Origin of the sequence: Leifsonia sp. EB41, from assembly GCF_041262565.1 — a bacterium.
GTDB lineage: Bacteria > Actinomycetota > Actinomycetes > Actinomycetales > Microbacteriaceae > Leifsonia.
On sequence record NZ_JBGCCJ010000001.1, the window covers coordinates 1430637 to 1453004 of the forward strand.

General features: G+C 72.5%; 22 protein-coding genes. 7 read left to right on the forward strand and 15 right to left on the reverse strand.

What is annotated here, in order from left to right; translation table 11 throughout:
• Positions 1-18: 18 nt before the first annotated feature.
• From rpoB to ABH923_RS07065, 5 genes are all read right to left on the reverse strand, one after another.
• Complete coding sequence (rpoB, locus tag ABH923_RS07045; RefSeq protein WP_370054622.1) at positions 19-3516, reverse strand: DNA-directed RNA polymerase subunit beta; 3498 nt, start codon at positions 3514-3516, stop codon at positions 19-21.
• Positions 3517-3834: 318 nt separating this feature from the next.
• Entirely contained in the window at positions 3835-4866 is a 1032-nt protein-coding gene (locus ABH923_RS07050; protein ID WP_370054623.1) for an SDR family oxidoreductase, read from the reverse strand.
• Between the two features lie 55 nt (positions 4867-4921).
• Positions 4922-5611, reverse strand: coding sequence for a response regulator (locus tag ABH923_RS07055; RefSeq protein WP_370054624.1), 690 nt, complete (start codon positions 5609-5611; stop codon positions 4922-4924).
• Entirely contained in the window at positions 5608-6798 is a 1191-nt protein-coding gene (locus tag ABH923_RS07060) for a sensor histidine kinase (protein WP_370054625.1), read from the reverse strand. The genes ABH923_RS07055 and ABH923_RS07060 overlap by 4 nt, the downstream gene beginning before the upstream one ends.
• 7 nt (positions 6799-6805) lie before the next feature.
• Positions 6806-7324, reverse strand: a complete 519-nt coding sequence (locus ABH923_RS07065) for a hypothetical protein (RefSeq protein WP_370054626.1) — start codon at positions 7322-7324, stop codon at positions 6806-6808.
• Positions 7325-7465: 141 nt separating this feature from the next.
• Between ABH923_RS07065 and ABH923_RS07070 the strand changes: the two genes are divergently transcribed.
• Positions 7466-8341, forward strand: coding sequence for a fused MFS/spermidine synthase (locus tag ABH923_RS07070; RefSeq protein WP_345834020.1), 876 nt, complete (start codon positions 7466-7468; stop codon positions 8339-8341).
• Between the two features lie 66 nt (positions 8342-8407).
• Here the strand turns inward: ABH923_RS07070 and ABH923_RS07075 are convergent, their stop codons facing one another.
• The 4 genes from ABH923_RS07075 to ABH923_RS07090 form a co-directional block, all read right to left on the reverse strand.
• Positions 8408-9313, reverse strand: coding sequence for a biotin-dependent carboxyltransferase family protein (locus tag ABH923_RS07075; RefSeq protein ID WP_370054627.1), 906 nt, complete (start codon positions 9311-9313; stop codon positions 8408-8410).
• The gene (pxpB, locus tag ABH923_RS07080; protein WP_370054628.1) at positions 9310-9930 is read right to left on the reverse strand and encodes a 5-oxoprolinase subunit PxpB; all 621 of its coding nucleotides are present in this window, start codon (positions 9928-9930) and stop codon (positions 9310-9312) included. The genes ABH923_RS07075 and pxpB overlap by 4 nt, the downstream gene beginning before the upstream one ends.
• Positions 9927-10631: a LamB/YcsF family protein gene (locus ABH923_RS07085; protein WP_370057316.1), complete on the reverse strand. Its 705-nt coding sequence runs from the start codon at positions 10629-10631 to the stop codon at positions 9927-9929. The genes pxpB and ABH923_RS07085 overlap by 4 nt, the downstream gene beginning before the upstream one ends.
• Positions 10632-10752: 121 nt before the next feature.
• The gene (locus tag ABH923_RS07090) at positions 10753-11385 is read right to left on the reverse strand and encodes a CGNR zinc finger domain-containing protein (protein WP_370054629.1); all 633 of its coding nucleotides are present in this window, start codon (positions 11383-11385) and stop codon (positions 10753-10755) included.
• 114 nt (positions 11386-11499) lie between these two features.
• On the opposite strand from ABH923_RS07090, the gene ABH923_RS07095 reads away from it, so the two are divergent.
• The gene (locus tag ABH923_RS07095; RefSeq protein WP_370054630.1) at positions 11500-12108 is read left to right on the forward strand and encodes a GNAT family N-acetyltransferase; all 609 of its coding nucleotides are present in this window, start codon (positions 11500-11502) and stop codon (positions 12106-12108) included.
• A gap of 76 nt (positions 12109-12184) precedes the next feature.
• On the opposite strand, the gene ABH923_RS07100 is transcribed toward ABH923_RS07095, so the two are convergent.
• The 5 genes from ABH923_RS07100 to ABH923_RS07120 all read right to left on the reverse strand — a co-directional run bounded on the left by ABH923_RS07100 (position 12185) and on the right by ABH923_RS07120 (position 14923).
• Positions 12185-12688, reverse strand: a complete 504-nt coding sequence (locus ABH923_RS07100; RefSeq protein ID WP_370054631.1) for a SprT-like domain-containing protein — start codon at positions 12686-12688, stop codon at positions 12185-12187.
• 36 nt (positions 12689-12724) lie between these two features.
• Positions 12725-13330: a hypothetical protein gene (locus ABH923_RS07105; RefSeq protein ID WP_370054632.1), complete on the reverse strand. Its 606-nt coding sequence runs from the start codon at positions 13328-13330 to the stop codon at positions 12725-12727.
• A gap of 101 nt (positions 13331-13431) precedes the next feature.
• The gene (locus ABH923_RS07110) at positions 13432-13734 is read right to left on the reverse strand and encodes a DUF427 domain-containing protein (RefSeq protein ID WP_370054633.1); all 303 of its coding nucleotides are present in this window, start codon (positions 13732-13734) and stop codon (positions 13432-13434) included.
• A 78-nt stretch (positions 13735-13812) separates the two neighbouring features.
• Positions 13813-14382 (reverse strand): hypothetical protein, encoded by a 570-nt coding sequence (locus tag ABH923_RS07115; RefSeq protein WP_370054634.1) that lies wholly within the window; start codon positions 14380-14382, stop codon positions 13813-13815.
• A gap of 4 nt (positions 14383-14386) precedes the next feature.
• Positions 14387-14923, reverse strand: coding sequence for an EVE domain-containing protein (locus ABH923_RS07120; protein ID WP_370054635.1), 537 nt, complete (start codon positions 14921-14923; stop codon positions 14387-14389).
• 123 nt (positions 14924-15046) lie between these two features.
• Here ABH923_RS07120 and ABH923_RS07125 point away from each other — a divergent pair, with 123 nt between their 5' ends.
• From ABH923_RS07125 to ABH923_RS07140, 4 genes are all read left to right on the forward strand, one after another.
• Positions 15047-15367 (forward strand): hypothetical protein, encoded by a 321-nt coding sequence (locus ABH923_RS07125; protein ID WP_370054636.1) that lies wholly within the window; start codon positions 15047-15049, stop codon positions 15365-15367.
• Positions 15368-15384: 17 nt separating this feature from the next.
• Entirely contained in the window at positions 15385-16668 is a 1284-nt protein-coding gene (locus ABH923_RS07130) for an RNA polymerase sigma factor (protein WP_370054637.1), read from the forward strand.
• An 80-nt stretch (positions 16669-16748) separates the two neighbouring features.
• The gene (locus ABH923_RS07135; RefSeq protein WP_370054638.1) at positions 16749-17300 is read left to right on the forward strand and encodes a hypothetical protein; all 552 of its coding nucleotides are present in this window, start codon (positions 16749-16751) and stop codon (positions 17298-17300) included.
• Entirely contained in the window at positions 17297-17980 is a 684-nt protein-coding gene (locus tag ABH923_RS07140) for a DUF1684 domain-containing protein (protein ID WP_370054639.1), read from the forward strand. Before ABH923_RS07135 ends, ABH923_RS07140 begins: the two co-directional genes overlap by 4 nt.
• Positions 17981-18084: 104 nt before the next feature.
• Here the strand turns inward: ABH923_RS07140 and ABH923_RS07145 are convergent, their stop codons facing one another.
• Positions 18085-20301: an ATP-binding domain-containing protein gene (locus tag ABH923_RS07145; protein ID WP_370054640.1), complete on the reverse strand. Its 2217-nt coding sequence runs from the start codon at positions 20299-20301 to the stop codon at positions 18085-18087.
• Between the two features lie 250 nt (positions 20302-20551).
• On the opposite strand from ABH923_RS07145, the gene ABH923_RS07150 reads away from it, so the two are divergent.
• Positions 20552-22165 carry a DEAD/DEAH box helicase gene (locus ABH923_RS07150; RefSeq protein WP_370054641.1) on the forward strand — a complete coding sequence of 538 codons (1614 nt, stop codon included), beginning with the start codon at positions 20552-20554 and terminating at the stop codon, positions 22163-22165.
• The last annotated feature ends 203 nt before the right edge of the window (positions 22166-22368 follow it).

Genomic DNA, 22368 nt, shown 5'->3' on the forward strand with positions numbered 1-22368 from the left:
TTGGGTCTGGCTACCGGGTCAGATCTCGTCGATGGACGACGACTCGAACCGGGAGGAGATGTTGATGCCGAGCTCTTCCGCAGCGCGGAAGGCCTCGTCGTCGGCGTCGCGCAGACTGACCGTCTGGCCGTCGGCCGAGAGGACCTCCACGTTCAGGCAGAGGGACTGCATCTCCTTGATGAGGACCTTGAAGGACTCAGGGATGCCCGGCTCCTGGATGTTCTCACCCTTGACGATGGCCTCGTACACCTTGACGCGACCGAGGATGTCATCCGACTTGATGGTCAGGAGCTCCTGGAGCGCGTACGCGGCTCCATAGGCCTCGAGGGCCCACACCTCCATCTCACCGAAGCGCTGGCCACCGAACTGCGCCTTACCACCGAGCGGCTGCTGGGTGATCATCGAGTACGGGCCGGTCGAACGCGCGTGGATCTTGTCGTCGACCAGGTGGTGCAGCTTCAGGATGTACATGTAGCCGACCGACACCGGGTCCGGGTAGGGCTCGCCGGAGCGGCCGTCGAAGAGCTGCGTCTTGCCGGACGATCCGATCAGGCGGTCGCCGTCGCGGGTCGGGAGGGTGGCGTCGAGCAGGCCGGCGATCTCCTCCTCCTTCGCACCGTCGAACACCGGGGTCGCGACCTTGGTGTTGGGGGCGGCGCTGAACGCGGCCTCCGGGAGCTCGGCAGCCCACTTGGGCTTGCCCTTGATCTCCCAGCCGTTCTTGGCGATCCAGCCGAGGTGGATCTCCAGGACCTGACCGAAGTTCATTCGACCAGGGACGCCCAACGGGTTCAGGATGACATCGACCGGCGTGCCGTCCGCGAGGAACGGCATGTCCTCGACGGGCAGGATCTTGGAGATGACGCCCTTGTTGCCGTGACGGCCGGCGAGCTTGTCGCCCGCGGTGATCTTGCGCTTCTGGGCGATGTAGACCACCACGCGCTGGTTCACGCCGGAGCCGAGCTCGTCGTCGCCGTCCTGCGAGTCGAAGACCTTGACACCGATGATCGTGCCCTCTTCACCGTGGGGAACCTTGAGCGAGGTGTCGCGCACCTCGCGGCTCTTCTCGTTGAAGATCGCGCGGAGCAGGCGCTCCTCGGCCGACAGCTCGGTCTCGCCCTTCGGCGTGACCTTGCCGACCAGGATGTCGCCGGGTCGCACCTCGGCGCCGATGCGGATGATGCCGCGCTCGTCGAGGTCGGCCAGGAGGTCCGGGCTGACGTTCGGGAGGTCGCGGGTGATCTCCTCCTTGCCGAGCTTGGTGTCGCGGGCGTCGACCTCGTACTCCTCGATGTGGATCGAGGAGAGGGTGTCGTCCTTCACCAGGTTCTGGCTGAGGATGATCGCGTCCTCGAAGTTGTGGCCCTCCCACGGCATGAACGCCACGAGCAGGTTCTTGCCGAGCGCGAGCTCGCCGTTCTCGGTCGCGGGGCCGTCTGCGACGACCTCCCCGGCCTCGATGCGGTCGCCCTCGTCCACGACCACGCGGTGGTTGTACGACGTGCCCTGGTTGGAGCGGTCGAACTTGCGCAGGTAGTAGGACTTGATCGTGCCGTCGTCGGCCTGGACGGTCACGGCGTCTGCCGAGACCTCGGTGACCACACCGGACTTGTCGGCGGTGACCACGTCACCGGCGTCGATGGCCGCGTAGCCCTCCATACCGGTTCCGACGACCGGGCTCTCCGAGCGGAGCAGCGGCACCGCCTGGCGCTGCATGTTCGCACCCATGAGGGCTCGGTTGGCGTCGTCGTGCTCGAGGAACGGGATCAGCGACGTACCGACCGACACCATCTGGCGCGGGGAGACGTCCATGTAGCCGATCTCCTCGGCGGGGATCAGGTCGACCTCGCCGCCCTTCTGCCGGGCGAGCACGCGCTCCTCGGTGAAGTGGCCGCTCGGGTCGAGCGGGGCGTTGGCCTGCGCGACGACGAAGTCGTCCTCCTCGGAAGCGGTGAGGTAGTCGATCTGGTCGGTGACCCGGCCCTCGACGACCTTGCGGTACGGCGTCTCGATGAAGCCGAAGGAGTTGATCCGCGCGAACGACGCGAGCGAGCCGATCAGACCGATGTTCGGGCCTTCCGGCGTCTCGATCGGGCACATGCGGCCGTAGTGCGACGGGTGGACGTCGCGGACCTCGACGCCTGCGCGCTCACGGCTCAGACCACCCGGGCCCAGCGCCGACAGGCGGCGCTTGTGGGTCAGGCCCGCGAGCGGGTTGTTCTGGTCCATGAACTGCGAGAGCTGCGAGGTGCCGAAGAACTCCTTGATCGCGGCGACGACGGGTCGCACGTTGATCAGGGTCTGCGGGGTGATCGCCTCGATGTCCTGCGTGGTCATGCGCTCGCGGACGACGCGCTCCATGCGCGAGAGGCCGGTGCGGACCTGGTTCTGGATGAGCTCGCCGACGGCGCGGATACGACGGTTGCCGAAGTGGTCGATGTCGTCGGTGTCGAGACGGATGTTGGTCTCGACGCCGCCGCGCAGGCCCTTGAACGTGGTCTGGCCGTCGTGCAGGGAGACCAGGTACTTGATCGTCGCGATGATGTCCTGGACGGTCAGCACCGAGTCCGACAGCGGGGCCTCGAGGCCGAGCTTGCGGTTGATCTTGTAACGGCCGACCTTGGCGAGGTCGTAGCGCTTCGGGTTGAAGTAGAAGTTGTCCAGCAGCGCACGCGCAGCCTCGGCGGCGACCTGCTCGCCCGGACGCAGCTTGCGGTAGATGTCCTTCAGCGCCTCCTCCTTGGTGAGGATGGCGTCCTTCTCGAGGGTCAGCTCGATCGACTGGAAGCCGGCGAACTCGGCGAGGATCTCCTCGCTGGTGAGCCCGAGGGCCTTCAGGAACACGGTGACCGACTGCTTGCGCTTGCGGTCGATGCGGACACCGACCTGGTCGCGCTTGTCGATCTCGAACTCGAGCCACGCACCGCGGCTCGGGATGATGCGCGCCGAGTAGATGTCCTTGTCGGAGGTCTTGTCGGCGGCGGCCTCGAAGTAGACGCCCGGCGAGCGGACGAGCTGGGAGACGACGACACGCTCGGTGCCGTTGATGATGAAGGTGCCCTTCTCGGTCATGAGCGGGAAGTCGCCCATGAAGACCGTCTGGGTCTTGATCTCACCGGTGAGGTGGTTCATGAACTCGGCCTCGACGTAGAGCGGGGCCGAATAGGTCTTGCCCTTCTCCTTGCACTCGTCGATCGAGTACTTCTTCTCCTCGAGGAACGGGTTGGTGAAGGAGAGCTGCATGGTCTCGCCGAGGTCCTCGATGGGAGAGATCTCTTCGAAGATCTCCTCGAGGCCCGTGTTGGCGGGCAGATCCTGACGACCCTGGGCCTCGGCCTCCACGACGCGTTCCTTCCACGCGTCGTTTCCGACCAGCCAGTCGAAGCTCTCCGTCTGCAATGCGAGCAGATCGGGAACAGTGAGGGTGTCCGTGATCTTGGCGAACGAAAGACGAGATGCGGCTCGTCCGTTCTTGGGTGTCTTGTCAGTGTTGGTTGCGTTGCGCGCAGCAGCCAAGGAAATAACCTCCGTGGGCCCCGTCGGGCCAGTTACTGTCGGTCGAGATGTGGTTTTGTGAGGGACGAGGACTCCCAGACACGTCTCGTGCCGCCGTATCTGACCCGGTGAACCGGGCCCAGACGCGCGCGAGGAAAAGTCAGAGCCGACCGCAATATGAAGGCAAGGGTGTGCGTGGGAGCGCAAAGAACCACTATATGTCAAACTGACGCGCCGTGTCCAGTCTTTTCTTGACCGGAGGCGCAGTCACGGTGTATAACCGCGTGCAGCCCCCGGTATTCCCGCTGGTCGGCCGCGATTCTCGCGGGAGATTGTCAGCTAGTGGAGACGCGGCGGCAGCGTGTCGACCGTCGCGATGACGGCCTCCTCGCGGGACCGCGGACGCCAGCCGAGCACGGTGCGCGCCTTGGCGGACGAGGCGTTCCGGTAGACGCCGATGTCGGGCAGCGAGCCGCGCACGCTGCGGCTGAACGGGGCGGCGGCCTTCAGCATCCACGTCGGCATCAGCCCGGTGCGGACCCTGTCGCCCGCCGGCGAGCCGAGGTGGCCGCGGATGATGAGGGCGAGCTCGGGCGCGCTCAGTGCGTCGCCCGCCGTGGCGAGGAAGCGCTCGCCCGCGGCCTCCGGCTTCGTCATGGCGAGGAGGTGCAGGCCGGCGACGTCGCGCACGTCCACGACGCCGAAGTACACGTCGGGCAGGCGCGGGAGGCGGCCTTCCCGCACGGCCTTCACGAGCGCGACCGAGCTCGAGTAGTCCGGGCCGAGCACCGGGCCGAGGATGCCGACCGGGTTGACGGTGGCGAGCCGCATGTCGCCGCCCTCCTTGGCCATGAAGTCCCAGGCCGCGTGCTCGGCGAGCGTCTTGGAGCGGACGTAGGCGCTGATCGGGCGGCCGCTGTCGAGCTCGGTCCAGTCCACCTCGGTGAACGGCTGCCTGGTCGGGGCGTGGCCGTAGCCGATGGCGGCATAGGAAGAGGTGAGCACGACGCGCTCCACCCCGGCGTCGCGGGCGGCGCGCAGCACGCGCAGGGCGCCCTCCCGCGCCGGCCGCACCAGCTCGTCCGGGTCCTTCGGCTCGGTCATCGGGAACGGGGACGCCACGTGCAGCACGAAGCGGCAGCCCTCGACGGCGTCCGCCCACCCGGCGTCGTCGAGGAGGTCGGCGACCGCGAACTCCAGCCTGTCCCCCGCATCCTCGATGCCGCCCGCCGCCAGCTGCGACCGCACATCGGCGGCGCGCTGCGGGGAGCGGATGGTCGTCCGCACCGAGTATCCGGCCTCCAGCAGCGCGAGCACGCAGTGCGCTCCCACGAAACCCGAGCCGCCCGTCACCAGTACCCGATCAGTCATGGGCCCATCCTCCCCCTCCGGGACCGAACACGCGACCGCGTGCGGCGGGTGTCCGTCAGCTGCGGACGAGCGCGATGGCCTGGGCGCGCGAGGAGACGCCGAGCTTGGCGAAGATCGCGTTGATGTGGGTCTTCACCGTGGAGCCGCCGACGAAGAGCGCGGAGGCGATCTCACCGTTGCTGAGGCCGTCGGCGACCAGGCCGAGCACCTCGGCCTCCCGGCGGGTGAGCGCGGGGAACCGCTCGACGAGGGCGCCGGCGGGGTCGGCAGGCTTGGCGGGCGGCGCCGAGGTGAGCGAGCCGATGATGCGCGCGCCGACCTCCGGGGCGAAGGTGGCCTGGCCGCGGGCAACAGCCCGGACGGCGGAGGCCAGCTCGGCGCGGCCGGCGTCCTTGGTGAGGTAGCCGCGGGCGCCGGCGCGCAGGGCGGCCAGGATCGAGTCGTCGTCGGCGAAGGTCGTGAGCACGAGCACCGCGGAGCCGGGCGCCTCGCGCACGATCCGCTCGGTCGCGCCGACGCCGTCGAGCACCGGCATCCGGAGGTCCATCAGCACCACGTCGGGACGCTCGGCCACGGCGAGCGCCACCGCTTCGGCGCCATCGGACGCGGAGCCGACGACCTCCACGTCGGGCAGCAGGCCGAGGACGGTGACCAGGCCGTCGCGGATGATCGCCTGGTCGTCGGCGACGACGACGCGGATGCGGGCGGGTGCCGTCTCGCCGCTCATGCCGGCCGCGCCGCTCATGCCAGCCTGGCCTCGGCCGTGACGGTGAACCGGCCGCCGTCCGCGGTCGCGGCCACGGAGCCGCCGAGCGGGAGGGCGGAGAAGCGTTCGCGCATCCCCTCCAGGCCGTGGCCGCCTCCCGAGGTCGCGAGCGCGGCGCCGTGCGACGCGGCTGCCGGCGACGCGGCTACCGGCGACGAAGCGGCCGGCGACGGGATCAGCGGCGAGGAGACGGTGAGCAGCACGCGTTCATCCTGCCAGTCGAGCGCGGCCTCTACGGGCGCGCCCGGCGCGTGCTTGCGCGCATTGCTCAGCGACTCCTGGAGGGCGCGCTGCAACGCGGTCGCCTGGGCGGATTCGAGCGGCCGCGGCGAACCCGACTCGTGCAGCGCGGCGGTGCCGCCGAGCGTGCGGTGTGCGGCCACCAGGTCGTCGAGCGTCGCGCGGAAGTCGGCGGCGGTCACGGTCGTCTTCGCCGCCCCGTCCGGGTCGCGCAGCGCGGCGACCGCGCGCCGCGCCTCGGCGAGGCCGTCCGCCGCGAGTCCGCGCGCTGCCACGACGCGCTGCCTGGCCGACGCGGCGTCGCCGGCCTCCAGCAGCGCGTCCACCGCGTCGAGCTGGATGACCAGGCCGCCGAGGCTGTGCGCGAGGACGTCGTGCAGGTCGCGGGCGATCGCCACCCTGGCGGCCTCCTCGCGCATGGCGAGGTCGCGCTCCCGCAGCAGCGCGCCCTGCTGCTCGGTGAGACGGAACTGCCGACGGCTGAGTCCCGCGAAGCCGGCCAGCACGATCCCCGCCATCTCGCCGAGCACCGCCGCCACAGGCGAGCCGAACGGGAGGGCGCCCACCGCGACCAGAGCCGCCGAGACCGCGGCGACCGCGCCGCCGAGCGGCAGCGGCCAGGTCGGGTCGCCGACCAGGTAGAGCACCGCCACGGCCGCGGGAACGATCGCGATCCCGTCGGTGGCCGGCGCGACGAACGCTCCGGTCACCGCCGAGAGCAGGCACAGCACGAGCGCTGCGCGCCGCAATCCGAGGAAAGTGAGGGCCGACCGGGCGAGCCACGTCGCCACCGCGAACAGGGCGAGCGCGAGCACCCACGCCGGTCGGTCCGCGGCGTGGGTGCGTATCAACGACCAGCCGACGGCGCCCGCACCGAGGATGTTCAGTACGAGCGCCAGCAGGCCCGGTCTGCTCCAGAAGTCCACGAGACCATCATGCGGCGAGCGCGGCGTGCCTATCGAGACGCGCCGAGAAGACGGCGGTCCGGGCGGCGCGGTTGGCGGCGAAGACCAGGAAGATGACGCCGGTCGCGGTCGCCAGGTGCGAGCCGGCCATCGAGGCCAGCACGTCCACGCCGACGCGGACGGCGATGATCAGCACCCAGAGCACGATCCCGAGCACGCCGGTGCGCGACTCGTACGTCGCGAGGTAGCGGGCGTCGTTGCCGAGCCGGATCGGCGACTCCAGCGGGCGGAAGTGTGCGATCGCGCCCATCCACGCGCCGACGGCCAGCGACAGCACGAGCTCGCCGGCCACCACGGCCAGATCGAGCGGGGTGAGCGAGGTCGGCTTCACCTGCTGCACGATGAGCACGACGCCGACGACCGACATGATCGCCGGGAAGCGCCACATCTTCGCGATGGACACCGGACGCCAGGTCAGCTGCCGGAATCCCACCCAGCCGATCAGCAGCACGATGAGGATCGCGTTGGTCAGCGTCTGCACATTCATGAGTCGAAGTCCTTCCGGCCGGGATGTCCGGCACCCCTCAAGAGTCGCGTCAGCGCGGCGAGACCGGGACCGCCCGGCGGCGGAGACCGGGTGGAGAGGAGGGTGGAGATCGGGTGGAGGCCGCGGACTACGCTGGACGCCGTGCCACAGAACCCGCCGCTCCCCTCGGTCGTCCTCGCCGAGAGCGGCTACCTCGCCACGATCGAGCCGGACCGCTTCGTGCCGGGCGCATACCAGCTCGTGGTCGACGGGACGCCGCAGTCGCACGTCGACCTGGACGACCCCAGCCGGCTGTTCTTCGAGTACATCCAGCGGATGGGCAACGTCATCGACCTCATCGGCGAGCCGGGGCAGCCGATCACCGCCGTGCACCTCGGCGCGGGCGCGCTGACCCTGCCGCGCTACATCGCACACACCCGGCCGGGGTCGCGGCAGCAGGTGGTGGAGCTGGAGAGCAGGCTCGTGGACCTGGTGCGGGAGAACCTGCCGCTCCCCCGCTACGCGCAGATCCGTATCCGGCACGGCGACGCGCGGGAGGTCGTCGGCAAGCTGCCGGCCGGCCTGCGCGGGGAGGTCGACCTCCTGGTCATCGACATATTCAGCGGCTCGCGGACGCCGGCGCACGTGACGAGCGTGGAGTTCTACCGCTCGGCGGTGTCGCTGTTGAAGCCGGACGGCATCGTGCTCGTCAACGTGGCGGACGGGCCGCCCCTGACGTTCGCGCGCAGCCAGGTGTCGACGCTCGGCGCGGTCGTGGAGAACGTCGCGGCGCTGGCCGAGACGCAGGTGCTGAAGGGCCGCCGGTTCGGCAACGTCGTGCTGGTGGGGTCGAACTCGCCGCTGCCGCTGGAGTGGCTGCCGCGCCTGCTCGCGAGCGGGCCGCATCCCGCGAAGGCCGTCGCCGGCGAGGAGCTGCGGACGTTCGCGGCGGGCGCGCCGATCGTCACGGATGCCACGAGCGTGCCGAGCCCGCCTCCCGCCCGCAGCATCTTCCAGAGCGGCACGCGCCGCGACTGACACCGCCGAGGGGCACGTAAACGCCCCTTCCCGTGCGTTTTAGGGGCGTTTACGTGCCCCTCGGCGTCAGGCGTGGCGGAAGTGTACGGGCTGGCCGGGGCGGAGCTGCGCGAAGGCGTCGAGGGAGCGCGCGGCTACCACCGCGATCACCGGGTAGCCTCCCGTCACCGGGTGGTCGGCCAGCAGCACGGTTGGGCGGCCGTCCGGCGACACCTGCACGGCTCCGGCGACCATCGGCTCGCTCGGCAGCTCGTCGCGCACGGCGCGTTCGAGGAGCGGCGGCGGCGCCGGGTCCGCACCCCGCGCGTGCGATGGGACCCGCGGCGGGTCGAGCCGCACGCCCACCCGGTCGCCGTCGGCGCTCGCACGCCACTCCACCGTGAAGAACGCATCGAGGGCGGCGGGGGTGAACCAGTCCGCGCGCGGTCCGCGGTGGGCGCGGACCTCCACCGGGCCGTCGGAGAGGTCCGCGGTCGGCACGAAGTCGACCGAGGGCACCGGGTCGAGGGGCTCGGCGCCGAACGGGACGAGGTCGCCCTCCGCGAGCGGGGAAGGACCGAGGCCGGAGAGCGTGTCGCGCGAGCGGGAGCCGAGCACGGCCTCCACCGCGACGCCGCCGCGCACGGCCAGGTAGCTGCGGACGCCCACGGCCGGCGCGGCGATCCGGAGCTCGGCGCCGACGCCCGCGTGCACAGCGGCGTCGGGATCGACCGGCTGGCCGTCGAGCGTGACGCGGGTCGCCGCCCCGGTCACCGCGAACCACGCCGCCGACTCGAACCGTGCGGCGAAGCCGCCGAGCAGCAGCTCCAGCCCTGCCGCGTCCGCGGGGTTGCCGACGAGCCGGTTGGCGAGCCCGAGCGCGCCGCGATCGAGCGCACCGGACGTGCTCACGCCGACCGCGGCGAGACCGGGCCTGCCGAGGTCCTCGACCAGGGCGAGCGGGCCGGGCCGGAGGATGCGGAGGCCGGTCACGCCGTCACCGCCGTGAACCGCACCACGACGCCAGGGCGCAGGAGCGCGGGCGGGTCGGCCGCCGCGTCCCACAGCGCCGCGTCGGTGCGGCCGATGAGCTGCCAGCCACCCGGGCTCGACCGCGGGTAGACGCCGCTGAACTCGCCGGCCAGGCCGACCGAGCCGGCCGGCACCGCGGTGCGTGGGGTCGCCCGGCGCGGGACGACCAGACGGTCGTGGTCGGTGACGAGGTACGCGAACCCCGGCGCGAAGCCGCCGAACGCGACGCGCCACCGGGAGGCGGTGTGCCGCTCCACGACCTCGGCCGGCGTGATGCCGAGCAGTCCGGCCACCTCGGCGAGGTCGGCGCCGTCGTAGCGGACGGGGAGCTCCACGACCTCCTCATCGGCGGTCTCGGCCGGCTCCGCGACGGTGCGCTCGACCCAGCCGCTCGCGGAGGCCGGGCTCAGCACGTGCGGGTCGAGCACGATCGCGATGGTGCGCGCGGCGGGGACCAGGTCGAGCACGCCGTCCGGCCGGGTGCGCTGGAGGGCGGGCAGCATCCCGAGCACGTCGTCCAGCGAGCCGAACTCCACGAGCAGGGCGCTGTCCCCGTAGCCGATCACCCGGCCGTTCACACGAACGGCCTCACCGCGATGCCGGCCTCGTCCAGGCCCCGGCGCACGGCCTCCGCCATCCGCACCGCCCCCGGGGTGTCGCCGTGCACGCAGAGGGAATCCGCGGCCACGGCGACCAGGGCGCCGTCGGCGGCCTCCACCACGCACTCGCGCGCGATCCGCACCGCGCGGGCGGCGATGGCGGCGACGTCGGAGAGCACGGCGCCGGGCTCCGTGCGCGGGACGAGCGTTCCGTCGGCGCGGTAGCCGCGGTCGACGAACGCCTCACGGACGAACCGCAGGCCGCGCGCGCCGGCCGCGCGCTCGACGGCCGAGCCGGGCAGGCCGAGCAGCGGCAGCGACGGGTCGAACCCGGCCACGGCCTCCACCACAGCGGCGGCCTGCGTCTCGTCGTGGACGATCCGGTTGTAGAGCGCGCCGTGCGGCTTGACGTAGCGCACGACGGTTCCGGCGACGCGCGCCATCCCGGCGAGCGCGGCGAGCTGATAGAGCACCTCGTCGCGCAGCTCGGCGGCCGGGACGTCCATGCTGCGCCGGCCGAAGCCCGCGAGGTCGCGGTACGAGACGTGCGCGCCCACGGCGACGCCGTTCTCGGCAGCCAGGCGGCACGTGGCCAGCATGGTGGACGGGTCGCCGGCGTGGAAGCCGCACGCGACGTTGGCGCTGGTCACCAGCCGGAGCATCGCGGCGTCGTCGCCCATGCCCCAAGCGCCGAAGGACTCACCGAGGTCGCTGTTGAGGTCGACGCTGATGCGCTCGACGCTGTTGCGCTCGACGCTGTTGCGCTCGGAGGGGGTCGGATCGGCGCTGGGCTCCATCCGCCTATTCTGCGATACCGGCGCCGACACCCGCACGCCGGCCGGCCGCGCGGGCGCGGTGCGCGCGCACCTTCGCCCGGTTGCCGCAGCGCTGCATCGAGCACCAGCGCCGGTTGCCGCTGCGCGAGGTGTCCAGATACACCAGACCGCAGTCGTCGGCGGAGCACTCCCGGATACGGCCGTCCGCGTCCGGCCCGAACAGGCGCACGGCGTCGCGCGCGACCGTGCCGAGGGCCTGGTGCGGTCGGGCGAGGGTGCGTCCGGCCTGACGGCCGCCACCGGCGAGCACCGGCGGGATGTCGGGGGTCGCGGCGAACAGGTTCACCACATCCACATCGGCGGGGCCGAGGGTCTCCGCGCGGCTGGCCTGGCGGGCGAGCCGGCCGATCGCCGCGCGCAGCATCTCGGCGTCGCGGAACTCGCGGTCGCCGGTCGTCGCCGCCACCTCCGGGAAGCGGGACTGCAGCCAGGCGCCGAGCTGGTGGGCGTCGTCCACCGAGCGCCACTGGGTGTCATCCTGCGTCCCGTCGGCGATCCCGTCGACGCCGCCCAGGACGTCCGCCCCGGCGGTGTAGGCGAAGTCGAGAGCCAGCGCTCCGGAGTCGAACCACCAGCGCAGACCGTCCGCGTCATCCATCCACTGACCCGTTTCGCGGGGCAGGAGGACGTCGGTAGGCACCGAACCAACTTAGTCGGTTTCGAGAGCCTCCGCGGACGCGGCGGCTCCGAGACCGGGTGCGATACTGGGCGGATGACAGCGACCCGTCCCGATCCGCGCGCCGTGCTCGAGGGCGCGACGGTCCGCCTGCGGGCGCTCACCCACGACGACCTGCCCGACCTGCACGACGCGATCGGGCACCCCGCGGTGTTCGAGGGCGGCTGGGGCGGCGGGGTGGCTGCATACCGCGACACTTATGAGGAGTGGCGGGAGTTCATCCTCGGCTACCTGGCCTGGGACACCGCCAACGTCACCGCGGTCTGCCTGCGCGACGGCGACCGCATCGTCGGGACGACGACCCTCGGCGACTTCGACCTCCCCAACGGCTCTGCGCACATCGGCTGGACCGCCTACGCGCCGGAGGTCTGGGGCACGCGCGTCAACGCCGAGACCAAGCGCCTCCTGCTCGGCACGGCGTTCGACCACGGATTCGAGCGCGTCAAGCTGCAGGCCGACGTGCTCAACGAGCGCTCGCGTGCCGCGATCCTGCGGCTCGGGGCGACATTCGAGGGCGTGCTGCGGCACACCCAGCCGCGGGCGGACGGCACCTGGCGCGACACCGCGGTGTACTCGGTGCTGCGCGAGGAGTGGCCCGCCGTGCGCGACGGCCTCGACGCCCGGCTCGCGGTCGAGACGGCCTAGCCGACCCATCGAGGGGACGCAACGCGCCGCGTAAGCGGGGCGCGCGACGGCATGTCGCGTCCCCTCTGTGCGCCCGTCACTCCGCTTCGGTGGCGGCGGCGGCGGCCATGCGGCGCTGCGCGGTCGAGACCTCCCTGTGCACCCAGGAGATGAGGTTCGCCGAGTCGAACCGGCGGCTGCACGCCCCGCAGGCGAGCGCACGGGCCGGCTTGCGGTAGCGGTAGTGCGTGTGGCCCTGCGGGCACGTGCCCACCCAGGGCGCCAGGTCGTCCGCGATCGCACCGCCGTGCAGCCGCTTGCCCTCGTAGCCCAGGTCGAGCGCGATCGTCCGCCAGCGCGGCCCGTGCCCTGCGCGGGAGCCCGCGAGCGCGTGGGCGACCTCGTGCAGGAGGATCTGGTGGATGTCGTCGTCCTCGTAGCGGGCCGCGAGGTACCGGGAGACCGTGATCCGCTTCGCGGTGTAGTTGCACAGCCCGGCGCGCGTCTTCGCGTTGTCGAAGTCGAAACTCCATGTCGCCGGGTCCAGATGCAGGGCGATGAGCGCCTCGGCCCAGTGGCGCACGCGATCGAGCTCTGCCATCAGCGTCGGCTCCCAGGTCGGCTCATGCCAGGAATCCTACGCCGGAGATCCGACGCCGTCTCCGCCGCCGAGGTCGCCCTCCCCGGAGCCGGCGGCGGCCCGCTGCGCCTCCAGGAACCGCTGCACCACGGCCACCGCCGTGAGCGCACCCTCGATCTCCGCAGGAGACGCGCCGAGCTTCTCGCGCAGGAACACGGCGGCCGTCATGTCGGAGAGCGCGCTCTCGTACTCCTTCATGTCGAAGTGCACCTTGCCGCGGTTCTGCACCGCGAACGCCTCCAGCGCCGTCCAGTCGCGGCCGCGCGCCTCGTCGACGCAGCCGGTCAGCTCCACGATCGCCTCGTCGAACTTGCCCTGGTACTGGAGCACCTGGCCGCGCCGGATGCGCGCTCCCAGGAGCTGCTCGCGGTCGCCGGTGAAGCGCGCCTGCCGCACCGCCTCGTTGGCGAGGGTGTACGCCTCGTCCAGCCGGCCGAGCAGCCGGAGCAGCACGGTCTTCTCATTGAGCGCGCTCAAGCTGCGCAGGCTGCCGAGCTCGTCGAGCCGCTCATCGGCGGCACGCAGGTCGACACGCTCGCGCAGAGTGGACGGATCGTATCCGAGGATGATGCTCAGGGTCGGCTCCCAGGTCGTGCGGTTCACGACAAGCGTAGTCGGCAAATCCGCGCTGGCCGCGATCCCTCTGACAGGACATGCCGCCTCCGGCAGTGCGGAGACGGCATGTCCTGTCAGTTCGGTGGCGCTCAGTCGACGACGCGCACGTCCTTCCAGAACGCGACGTAGTTGCTGTAGTCCTTGCCGACACGGTCGAACGAGCTCGGGTACGGCGTGGGATAGCTCCACGCGCGGTCCTGGAGCACGGCCTCGCCGTCCTTGACGGAGAAGTACTGGCACTCGCCCTTCCACGGACATGTGTAGGGAGTCGCCGACTCCACCAGGTGCTCGGAGTTGACGCTCTGCGGCGGGAAGTACCAGTTGCCCTCGATGCGGATGAGGTCCTCGGTCGGGGCCTCGGCGATGACGGTGTCGTTCAGAATTGCTTTCATGGATGCAAAACCTCCTGCCTGCACTGAACACCCGTTCGCGCCGGATCATTCCGGCGCCGGGGAGTTCATGCCGACCGCTCAGGCGGCTCGCAGCACACGGACCTCGGAGACGGTGCCGAGCTTACCGGAGGCGGCGAGCGCTGCGGCGTCCGCCCCGGCCGCGATGCGCTCCTGACCCGAGACCGACGCCGTGAGCAGGTGCGCGACGGCGCCGCGCAGACCGGTGAAGGCGGCGCAGGCGGCCGCGGCCTCCGGTGAGCTGTAGTCGATGCCGAGCGTCGCGAGGGCGTCCACCACCGCGCCGGCGGCGAGGAGGTCCTCCACCGCGAAGCGCGTGCCCCCGCCCGCCGAGAACCCGCCTGCGGCGACGAGCGCCACCATCGCGCGCCGGCCGAGGCGCACCTGCTCGGCGAGGACCCACTGCGCCACCGCGGCAGCGTCGGCGAGGCCCGCAGCGACGACCGCGCCCGTCCCGGGGAGCGCAGCAGCCTCCGCGACCGGCCGGTCTTCGATCGCGTCGACCCAGACCACGACATCGGCGTCCGCCGCGACAGCGGCGGCCCCGTCCGCTGCCCAGTCGAAGCGCACCTGGTACTTGGCCTGGCGGTGGGCGGCGGGGACGGTCGAGGGGTCGGTCTGCGAGCTCACCGCCTCAGCGTAGCCCGGCAGTGAACGTGGTCGTCGTGCGTTGCGCCGGGTGACGCGACCCGTCGGCGCGGCGCGCGGTGGAGGGCCGCTGCTCGCCCGGGGTGTGCCGAAGCTGGTCGCGGATCAGGTCGAAGTCGTGTCGGGTCAGCTCGATCAGGCCGGCGCGGAGCTGGTAGCCCCAGTCGCGCTTGTCACGGGTGAAGTCGAGGGAGGCCAGCAGCGGCCGGATCGGCGTCGCGACCGCGTCGTGGTCCCAGTCCACGCGGCGCCGCCAGGGCAGGAAGTCGCCGTTCGGGCCGCGCATCTGCGCTCCCTGGGTCGCCTGGAACACCTCCGCGTCGGCCAGTCTCCCGACCGCCGTGAACTGCTTGAGCGGCTCCCCCTCGAACGACTCGCGCGGCGAGTAGAACACGAACCCGTCGGAGGCGCCCATCCGCTCGAGCGGCGCGCGGGCGCCGTGGTTGACCTGCGCGAAGCCACCGGCCACGCCGCGGAGAACGTGATCGTGGTGCACCACGCCCAGCCAGTAGCGGATCGCCATGCTCCCGTTGTAGCGCACACCACGGACATCGCGGGCCCGACCGGCTGCCGCTGTCGAATCCCGGCCCTCCGGCTCGACGTCTCTACGAGTGCCTCGCCCTGTGCCACGACGGAAGGACCACGGATGCGCTACCTCCTCACGCTCAGCACGGACAGCCCCGCGCCGGCGGAGTCCATCCAGCGGTACACGGTCGAGTTGATCCGCGCCGGGGTGCTCCTGGTGGGCGAGGTCCTGGCGGACGACGAATGCACCCGCGTCGAGCTGACCTTCGGCGGCCCCCGGACCGACGCGGAGCTGCAGCCGGCCTCCCCCGTGCGGCCTGCCGCGGTGTGGATCGTGCAGACCTCCGATCGCGCCGAAGCCGTCGAATGGGCGCGACGCCTGCCGCTCGGTCGTGGCAGAGTCGAAGTGCGCCGCATCCTGACCGGGGCGGCTGACACGTGAGCGCGGGAGGAGCGGCCGTGGTGGAACGGGAGCGCACGACGGCCGACCGGGCCGCCGCCGATGCCGTGGAGGCCGTCTGGCGCATCGAGTCCGGCAAGCTCGTCGCCGGGCTCGCCCGCTGGACAGGCGACGTCGGCCTGGCAGAGGAGCTCGCCCAGGACGCGCTCGTCGCCGCGCTCGAGCAGTGGCCGGAGTCCGGCATCCCGCGCAATCCCGGCGCCTGGCTGACCACGGTCGCCAAGCGCCGCGCGATCGACGGTTGGCGCCGGCGCGAACGCCTCGACGAGCGCTACGCCGCCCTCGCCCGCGACCTGGAGCAGCAGGAGGACGACGACCCGGCCGCCGTCGTGGAGGAGGAGATCCAGGACGATCTGCTGCGACTGCTGTTCGTCGCCTGCCACCCCGTGCTCGCGCCGCCCGCGCGGGTCGCGCTGACGCTCAAGCTGCTCGGCGGCCTCACCACAGAGGAGATCGCGCGGGCCTTCCTCGTGCCCGTCCCGACCATCGCGCAGCGCATCGTGCGCGCCAAGCGGACGCTGACCGCCGCGCACGTCCCGTTCGAGGTGCCGGACCGCGCCGAGTACCCCGAGCGGCTGGCGTCGGTGCTGGAGGTCGTCTACCTGATTTTCAACGAGGGCTACTCCGCCACCGCCGGCGACAATTGGATGCGCCCCGACCTCTGCCAGGAGGCCCTCCGCCTCGGCCGCGTGCTCGCCGAGCTCACCCCGCGCGAGCCGGAGGTGCACGGCCTGGTCGCGCTGATGGAGTTCCAAGCCTCCCGCCTCCCCGCGCGCGCCACCGCCGACGGCGAGCCGATCCTGCTGCAGGACCAGGACCGCACCCGCTGGGACCGCATCCTGATCGGCCGAGGGGTCGCCGCGCTCGCCCGCGCCGACCGGCTGGTGGGCTCCCGCGGCCGCGGTCCCTACGCGCTGCAGGCCGCCATCGCCGCCTGCCACGCGACCGCTCCCGCGCCGGAGGACACCGACTGGGAGGAGATCGTCGCGCTCTACGGCGCGCTCGCCGCCCTCCAGCCGTCCGCCGTCGTGGAGCTCAACCGCGCGGTCGCCCTCTCGATGGCGTACGGCCCGGAGGCCGGCCTCGACGTGGTGGACCGGCTCGTGCTGGACGGCGCGCTGGAGTCGTACCACCTGCTCCCCTCGGTGCGGGCCGACTTCCTGCTCAAGCTGGGCCGGAACGCCGAGGCCGAGGAGGAGTTCCGGCGGGCGGCGGCGATGACCGGCAACGAGCGGGAGCGCGCGCTGCTGCTGGCGCGGGCCGAGGAGGCCGCCGGCGCGTAGCGGGTGGGCGCGGTTCGGGCGTCCGGGAGTGCGCCGAGAATGACTGCCGCCGGCGCGGAGGATGCGTGACACTGGGGTGCGTGAGAGTCCTCCTGAAGCTCATCCTCGACTGCGACCCGGACGCGGCCTGGCGCGCCCTGCAGAGCCCGACGGCCTTCCGCGAGGTGGCGATGCCGTGGGTGGACTTCCGGTCGGACGAGCCGGCGGGCTTCCCGACCGTGTGGGACACCGCGGAGCACCGGGTGAGCGTCCGCGCCCTCGGCGCCGTCACCGTCGGGACGCAGGCCATCCGTCTGGACACGCTGCGCTCCACCGACCCGCGCGAGCGCGCGACGCGCATCCTCCGCGACAGCGGCGGCGGCGTCGGTGGCGTGCTGTCGGCGATGCCGCACCTCGACCACCGGATGGCCATCGCCCCGGACCCCACGGGTCCCGGGGAGGACGGCCGGGTCCGCACCCTGTACCGCGACCGGCTGGTCGTCCGCGCCGGCGTCGTGACGCCGCTCGCCTGGTACGGATTGTGGGCGTTCTGGCAGTGGCGCGGGCTGCGCCTGCGGCGCCTCGCACCCACCTGGGCATACGATCCACCCACGCCAGAACCGGATTCAGCCACGACGGAGGCAGCAGCATGAGCACCATCACCCCCGAGCCCGCCCCGGAGGTCGCGCCCGGTCGCGGCCGCGTCGCGACCGCCGTGCAGACCGCGGACTGGCGCCGCAGCGTCTTCGCTCTGTACGCGTCGGTGCGCCGGATCGCCGCCTCCGACCCGGCCGCCGCCCACGCGCACTGGATCTCCTGCCGCAACGACCTGTTCTCGTCGCACCCGGCGTCCCCGCTCCTGGACGAGGACCGCGACCGCTTCACGGGCCTCCCGGTGTCGCCGTACGACCCCGACTGGCGCTTCGAACTGCCGATCCATCCCGCCGCGGAGGCGACGCGGATGGACGTGGAGACCGGCACGGACGGCGTGGTGCCCTTCGTGCTGCTCGGCACGGTGCGGGTCCCGCTGGCGGGCTCGCTCGACGTCTGGAAGCTGTCCTCGTACGGCGGCGGCCTGTTCGTCCCCGTGAAGGACGCCCTCGCCGGGCGCCGCGGCGGCACCTACGGCGGCGGCCGCTACCTGATCGACACGATCAAGGGCTCCGACCTGGGGATGACGGCCGACGACGACGAGACGACGATCGTCCTCGACTTCAACTTCGCCTACAACCCGTCCTGCGCCTACGACCCGGCCTGGGCGTGCCCGCTCGCGCAGGCGGGCAACACGCTCCCGGTGGAGGTCCCCGTCGGCGAGCGCTACGGCCAGGAGTAGTACGCATCCCCCGTCAACCCGACCCCGAGGGGCACGTCGTTGTCACTTGTGGGCGCCAGAAGTGACAACAACGTGCCCTTCGGCGGTGGGAGGGTGTGAGCGGGTCAGCGGGCGACGAGGGTGAGACGTTGCGTGGGGCGCGTCATCGCCACGTACAGCGACGCCGCCCCGCGCACCGACTCCGCGGCGAGCGCCGCCGGGTCGGCCAGAACCACGGCGTCGAACTCGAGTCCCTTCGCCTCGTAGCCGGTCAGCACCGAGATCGGCCGGGTCAGCCCGGCCGCGCCGCGCGCCGCCGCGTCGCCGAAGCGCGCGCGGACCTCGGCCGCCACCGCGTCCACGTCGGCCGTCGCCGCGATGACAGCGAGCGTCCCCTCGGCGTCCAGGCTGCGGTCGTGCGAGATCGCCTCCGCCACCGCCGTCGCCAGCCCGGAGCCGTTGGCCGACACGCGCCGGATCGGCCAGTCGCCCTCCCGCACCGCGCGCGTCGGCGTGATCGGCAGCCCCGCCTCCGCCGCGATCCGCTCCGCCTCGCGCGTGATCTGGGCGGGCGTGCGGTAGTTGACCGTCAGCTCCTCCAGGCGCCAGGCGTCCTTGAACACCGGGCTGAGGGCCTCGTCCCAGCTCGTCGCACCGGCGGCCGACGCGACCTGGGCGATGTCGCCGACGATCGTGAACGACTTCATCGGGCAACGGCGCACCAGCACGCGCCACTGCATCGCGGACAGCTCCTGCGCCTCGTCCACGACCACATGGCCGTAGGTCCACGACCGGTCGGCGAGCGCGCGCTCGGCGGTCGTGCCGCGGTCCTCCTGCTCGGCGAAGCCGTCGGCGAGCTGCTCGGCGCTCACCAGGCCCTGCACACCCATGTTCCGGATGGCCGCACGCGCGTTCTCGAGGTCGCGCTTGCGCTGGCGGTCCCGCTCGCGGGAGGCGTAGTCCGCGCGGCCCGGGAAGTCGCCCAGCAGCTCCGCGGCCTCGTCCAGGAGCGGCACGTCGGAGACCGTGAACGGCGCCGTCCGGTCGCGCAGCAGCGCCTCCCGCTGCGCGGGCGTCCACCGCGGCGTCAGCTCGGCCAGCCACGACGGGCGCGCGTACAGGTCCTGCAGCAGCTTCTGCGGGGTGAGCGGCAGCCAGGCCGTGTTGAGGAGGACGCGGACGTCGTACGACGTGCGCAGGTCCTCCCGGAGCACCCGGAGGTCCGCCTCGTCGATGGTCGAACCGCCGGCCCGGAGCTGGGCGGCGAGCTGGTCGGTGAGCTCCCCGAGCGCCTGCTTCACGAACGTGACGCGGGCGACGTTGTGCGGCTTGCCGGTGCGCTGCGCCTTCCCGAGCGCGCGCTGCACGAGGTCCGGCTGGACGACGAGGCGCTCGTTGTCGACCACGATCGTCTGCGGCTCGGCCGGCGCCTTCTGCCGCGACCTCACGGCGCGGGAGAGCAGCCGCGCCATCTGGATCGAGCCCTTCAGGCGCGCAGCCTCCGGCTCGTCCTCGGTCGTGGCCTCCACACCGGGGAACAGCTCGCCCAACGTCTGCATCACGACGCCGGTCTCGCCGAGCGACGGGAGGACGGCCTCGATGTAGCGCAGGAACGCGGGCGACGGGCCGACGACGAGCACGCCGGAGGTACTCAGCCGCTGCCGGTTCGCGTACAGGAGGTAGGCGGCGCGGTGCAGCGCCACCGCGGTCTTGCCGGTGCCCGGGCCGCCCTGCACGACCAGCGCGCCGCGGATGTCGGAACGGATGATGCGGTCCTGCTCGGCCTGGATGGTCGCCACGATGTCGTGCATGCGGCCGGTGCGCTGCGCGGTGAGGGCCGCCAGCAGCGCGCCCTCCCCCTGCACCTTCTCGCCGGACGCGTCGCCGTCGAGCAGCGTCTCATCGAAGACGTCGTCGTCGATCCGGACCACCTGTCGGCCGTTCATGGTGAGATGGCGACGGGCCCGCACGCCCATCCGCTCGTTCGCGGTCGCCTGGTAGAAGGCGCTCGCCTGCTGGGCGCGCCAGTCCACGAGCAGCGAGCGCTGGTCGTCGTCGCGCAGGCCGACGCGGCCGATGTAGCGGTGGTCGGTGCCGTCGACCGGCTCCTGGAGCAGCAGCCTCCCGAACACGAGCCTGGCGTCCACGTCGCGGAGCTGCACGAGCTGGTCCTCGTACAGGCGGGCGAAGGCGTCGCGTTCGCTGCGCGCCTGGTGGTTGCTGCCCACGCTCTCGCGGCGCACCCGCGTCAGCCGCTCCTCCGTCTCCGCCCTGAGCGTGTCGAGACGCTCATACAGGCCTGAGACGACGGTGCGCTCACGATCGAGCTCGGATTCCTGCACGCGCGACCACCTTCCGGGATTACGGGCCGAAAGTCTACGACGTCCGGCTATGAATGTGCTCCCAGCAATCGTGCGGCGCGTTCCGCTAGACTCGGTGGACCAGCACTGCTGGCATGCCGGCGCCGCCGGCGTGCGCGAGCGCCGGGCGGACCCCCGCCGCGCACCATCCTCTTCTTTCCGGCGAAGACGTCGCCCTCTTGCGACGCCGCCGGACCAGCCCTCATGGGCCGACCCTGCCAGAAAGGCATTTGTGACCAACCAGACTTTCGCCGACTTCGGCGTGCCCGCTCCCCTCGTCGCCGTCCTCGCGGCCGACGGCAAGGCGGAGCCGTTCCCCATCCAGGCCGACACCCTGCCCGACACGCTCGCCGGACGTGACGTCCTCGGGCGCGGCAAGACGGGCTCGGGCAAGACGATCGCGTTCGCGATCCCGATGGCCGCGCGCCTCGCCGCGTCCGCCGCCGGAGGCCGTCCCTCCCGCGGCTACCGCCGGCCCCGCGGCCTCGTGCTCGCCCCGACCCGCGAGCTCGCCACCCAGATCGACGCCACCCTGAAGCCGCTCGCGGCCGCGCTCGGACTGACCACCACCACGATCTTCGGCGGCGTCTCGCAGAGCCGCCAGGTGACCGCGCTGCAGGGCGGCGTCGACATCATCGTCGCCTGCCCCGGCCGCCTCGAAGACCTGATGAAGCAGGGCATCGTCCACCTGGACAAGGTCGAGATCACCGTGCTGGACGAGGCCGACCACATGGCCGACCTCGGCTTCCTGCCGACCGTCACGCGCATCCTCAACGCCACGCCGTCGCGCGGACAGCGCCTGCTGTTCTCTGCGACCCTGGACAACGGCGTCGACAAGGTCGTCGCCAAGTTCCTCACCAACGAGGTGCTGCACTCGGTGGACGACGCGACCAGCCACGTGGAGGCCATGACCCACCACGTCTTCGAGGTGAGCGACCAGGACGCCAAGAAAGACCTGATCATGGCGCTCGCCTCCGGCCGCGGCCGCCGCATCATGTTCATGCGCACCAAGCACCAGGCCAAGCGCCTCGCCAAGCAGCTCACGTCGGCGGGCATCCCGGCCGTCGACCTGCACGGCAACCTCAGCCAGGGCGCCCGCGACCGCAACCTCGCGGCGTTCGGCAGCGGCGACGTGCGCGTGCTCGTCGCGACCGACGTCGCGGCCCGCGGCGTCCACGTCGACGACGTGGAGCTGGTCGTGCACGTCGACCCGCCCGCGGAGCACAAGGCGTACCTCCACCGCTCGGGCCGCACCGCGCGCGCCGGAAGCGCCGGCGACGTCGCGACCGTGATGCTGCCGGAGCAGGCGGGCGACGTGAAGTCGCTGCTGCGCGCGGCCGCGATCACGGCCACGCCGCAGCGCGTGACGGCCGAGTCGGCCGCCGTGACGGCGCTGGTGGGCGAGCGCGCGGAGCGCGTCGCGCCGGCGCCGGTCGCCGCGGGCGGCAACGGCGGCGGCCGGGGCGCGGGCTCCACGGGTGCCTCGGGTGGCGGAAACGGAGGCCGGCGACGCCGCGGCGGCCAGAACCGGGCGGCCGGCGACGGCCACGAGGGCCAGGCCTCGCGCGACAACGGCGGCAACCGTGGCCAGAGCACGGGCCGCAACGGCCGCCGGAACTCCGGCCGCGACGTGGCAGCCCCGACGGGCGACGGCGCTGGCCGTGGCCACGGCCGCGGCGGGCGCGCCGGCGGCGAGGGCCGCCCCGCTGCCGACCGCAACGGCGCTCCTCAGGCGTCCGGCAACGGCCGCGGCGGCCGCGCGGGTGCCCGCCAGGGCCTCCGCGTCGGCGACGTCGTGAGCGGCAGCACCAGCCGAGGACAGGGCACCCGCCGCGCCCGCGGCTGACCCGCACCCCGACCTCCAGCAACGGAGGAGATCCCGCCCCTACCCGGCCGGATCTCCTCCGTTGCCTGCTTAAAGCCCACCGACGCAGCCACATCTCCTCCGTTACCGACCCCGCAGCCAACGGAGGAGATCCGGTGTGCGGCAAGCGGAAATGTCAGCCAACGGAGGAGATTCCCACCCGACCCGGCCGGATGTCCTCCGTT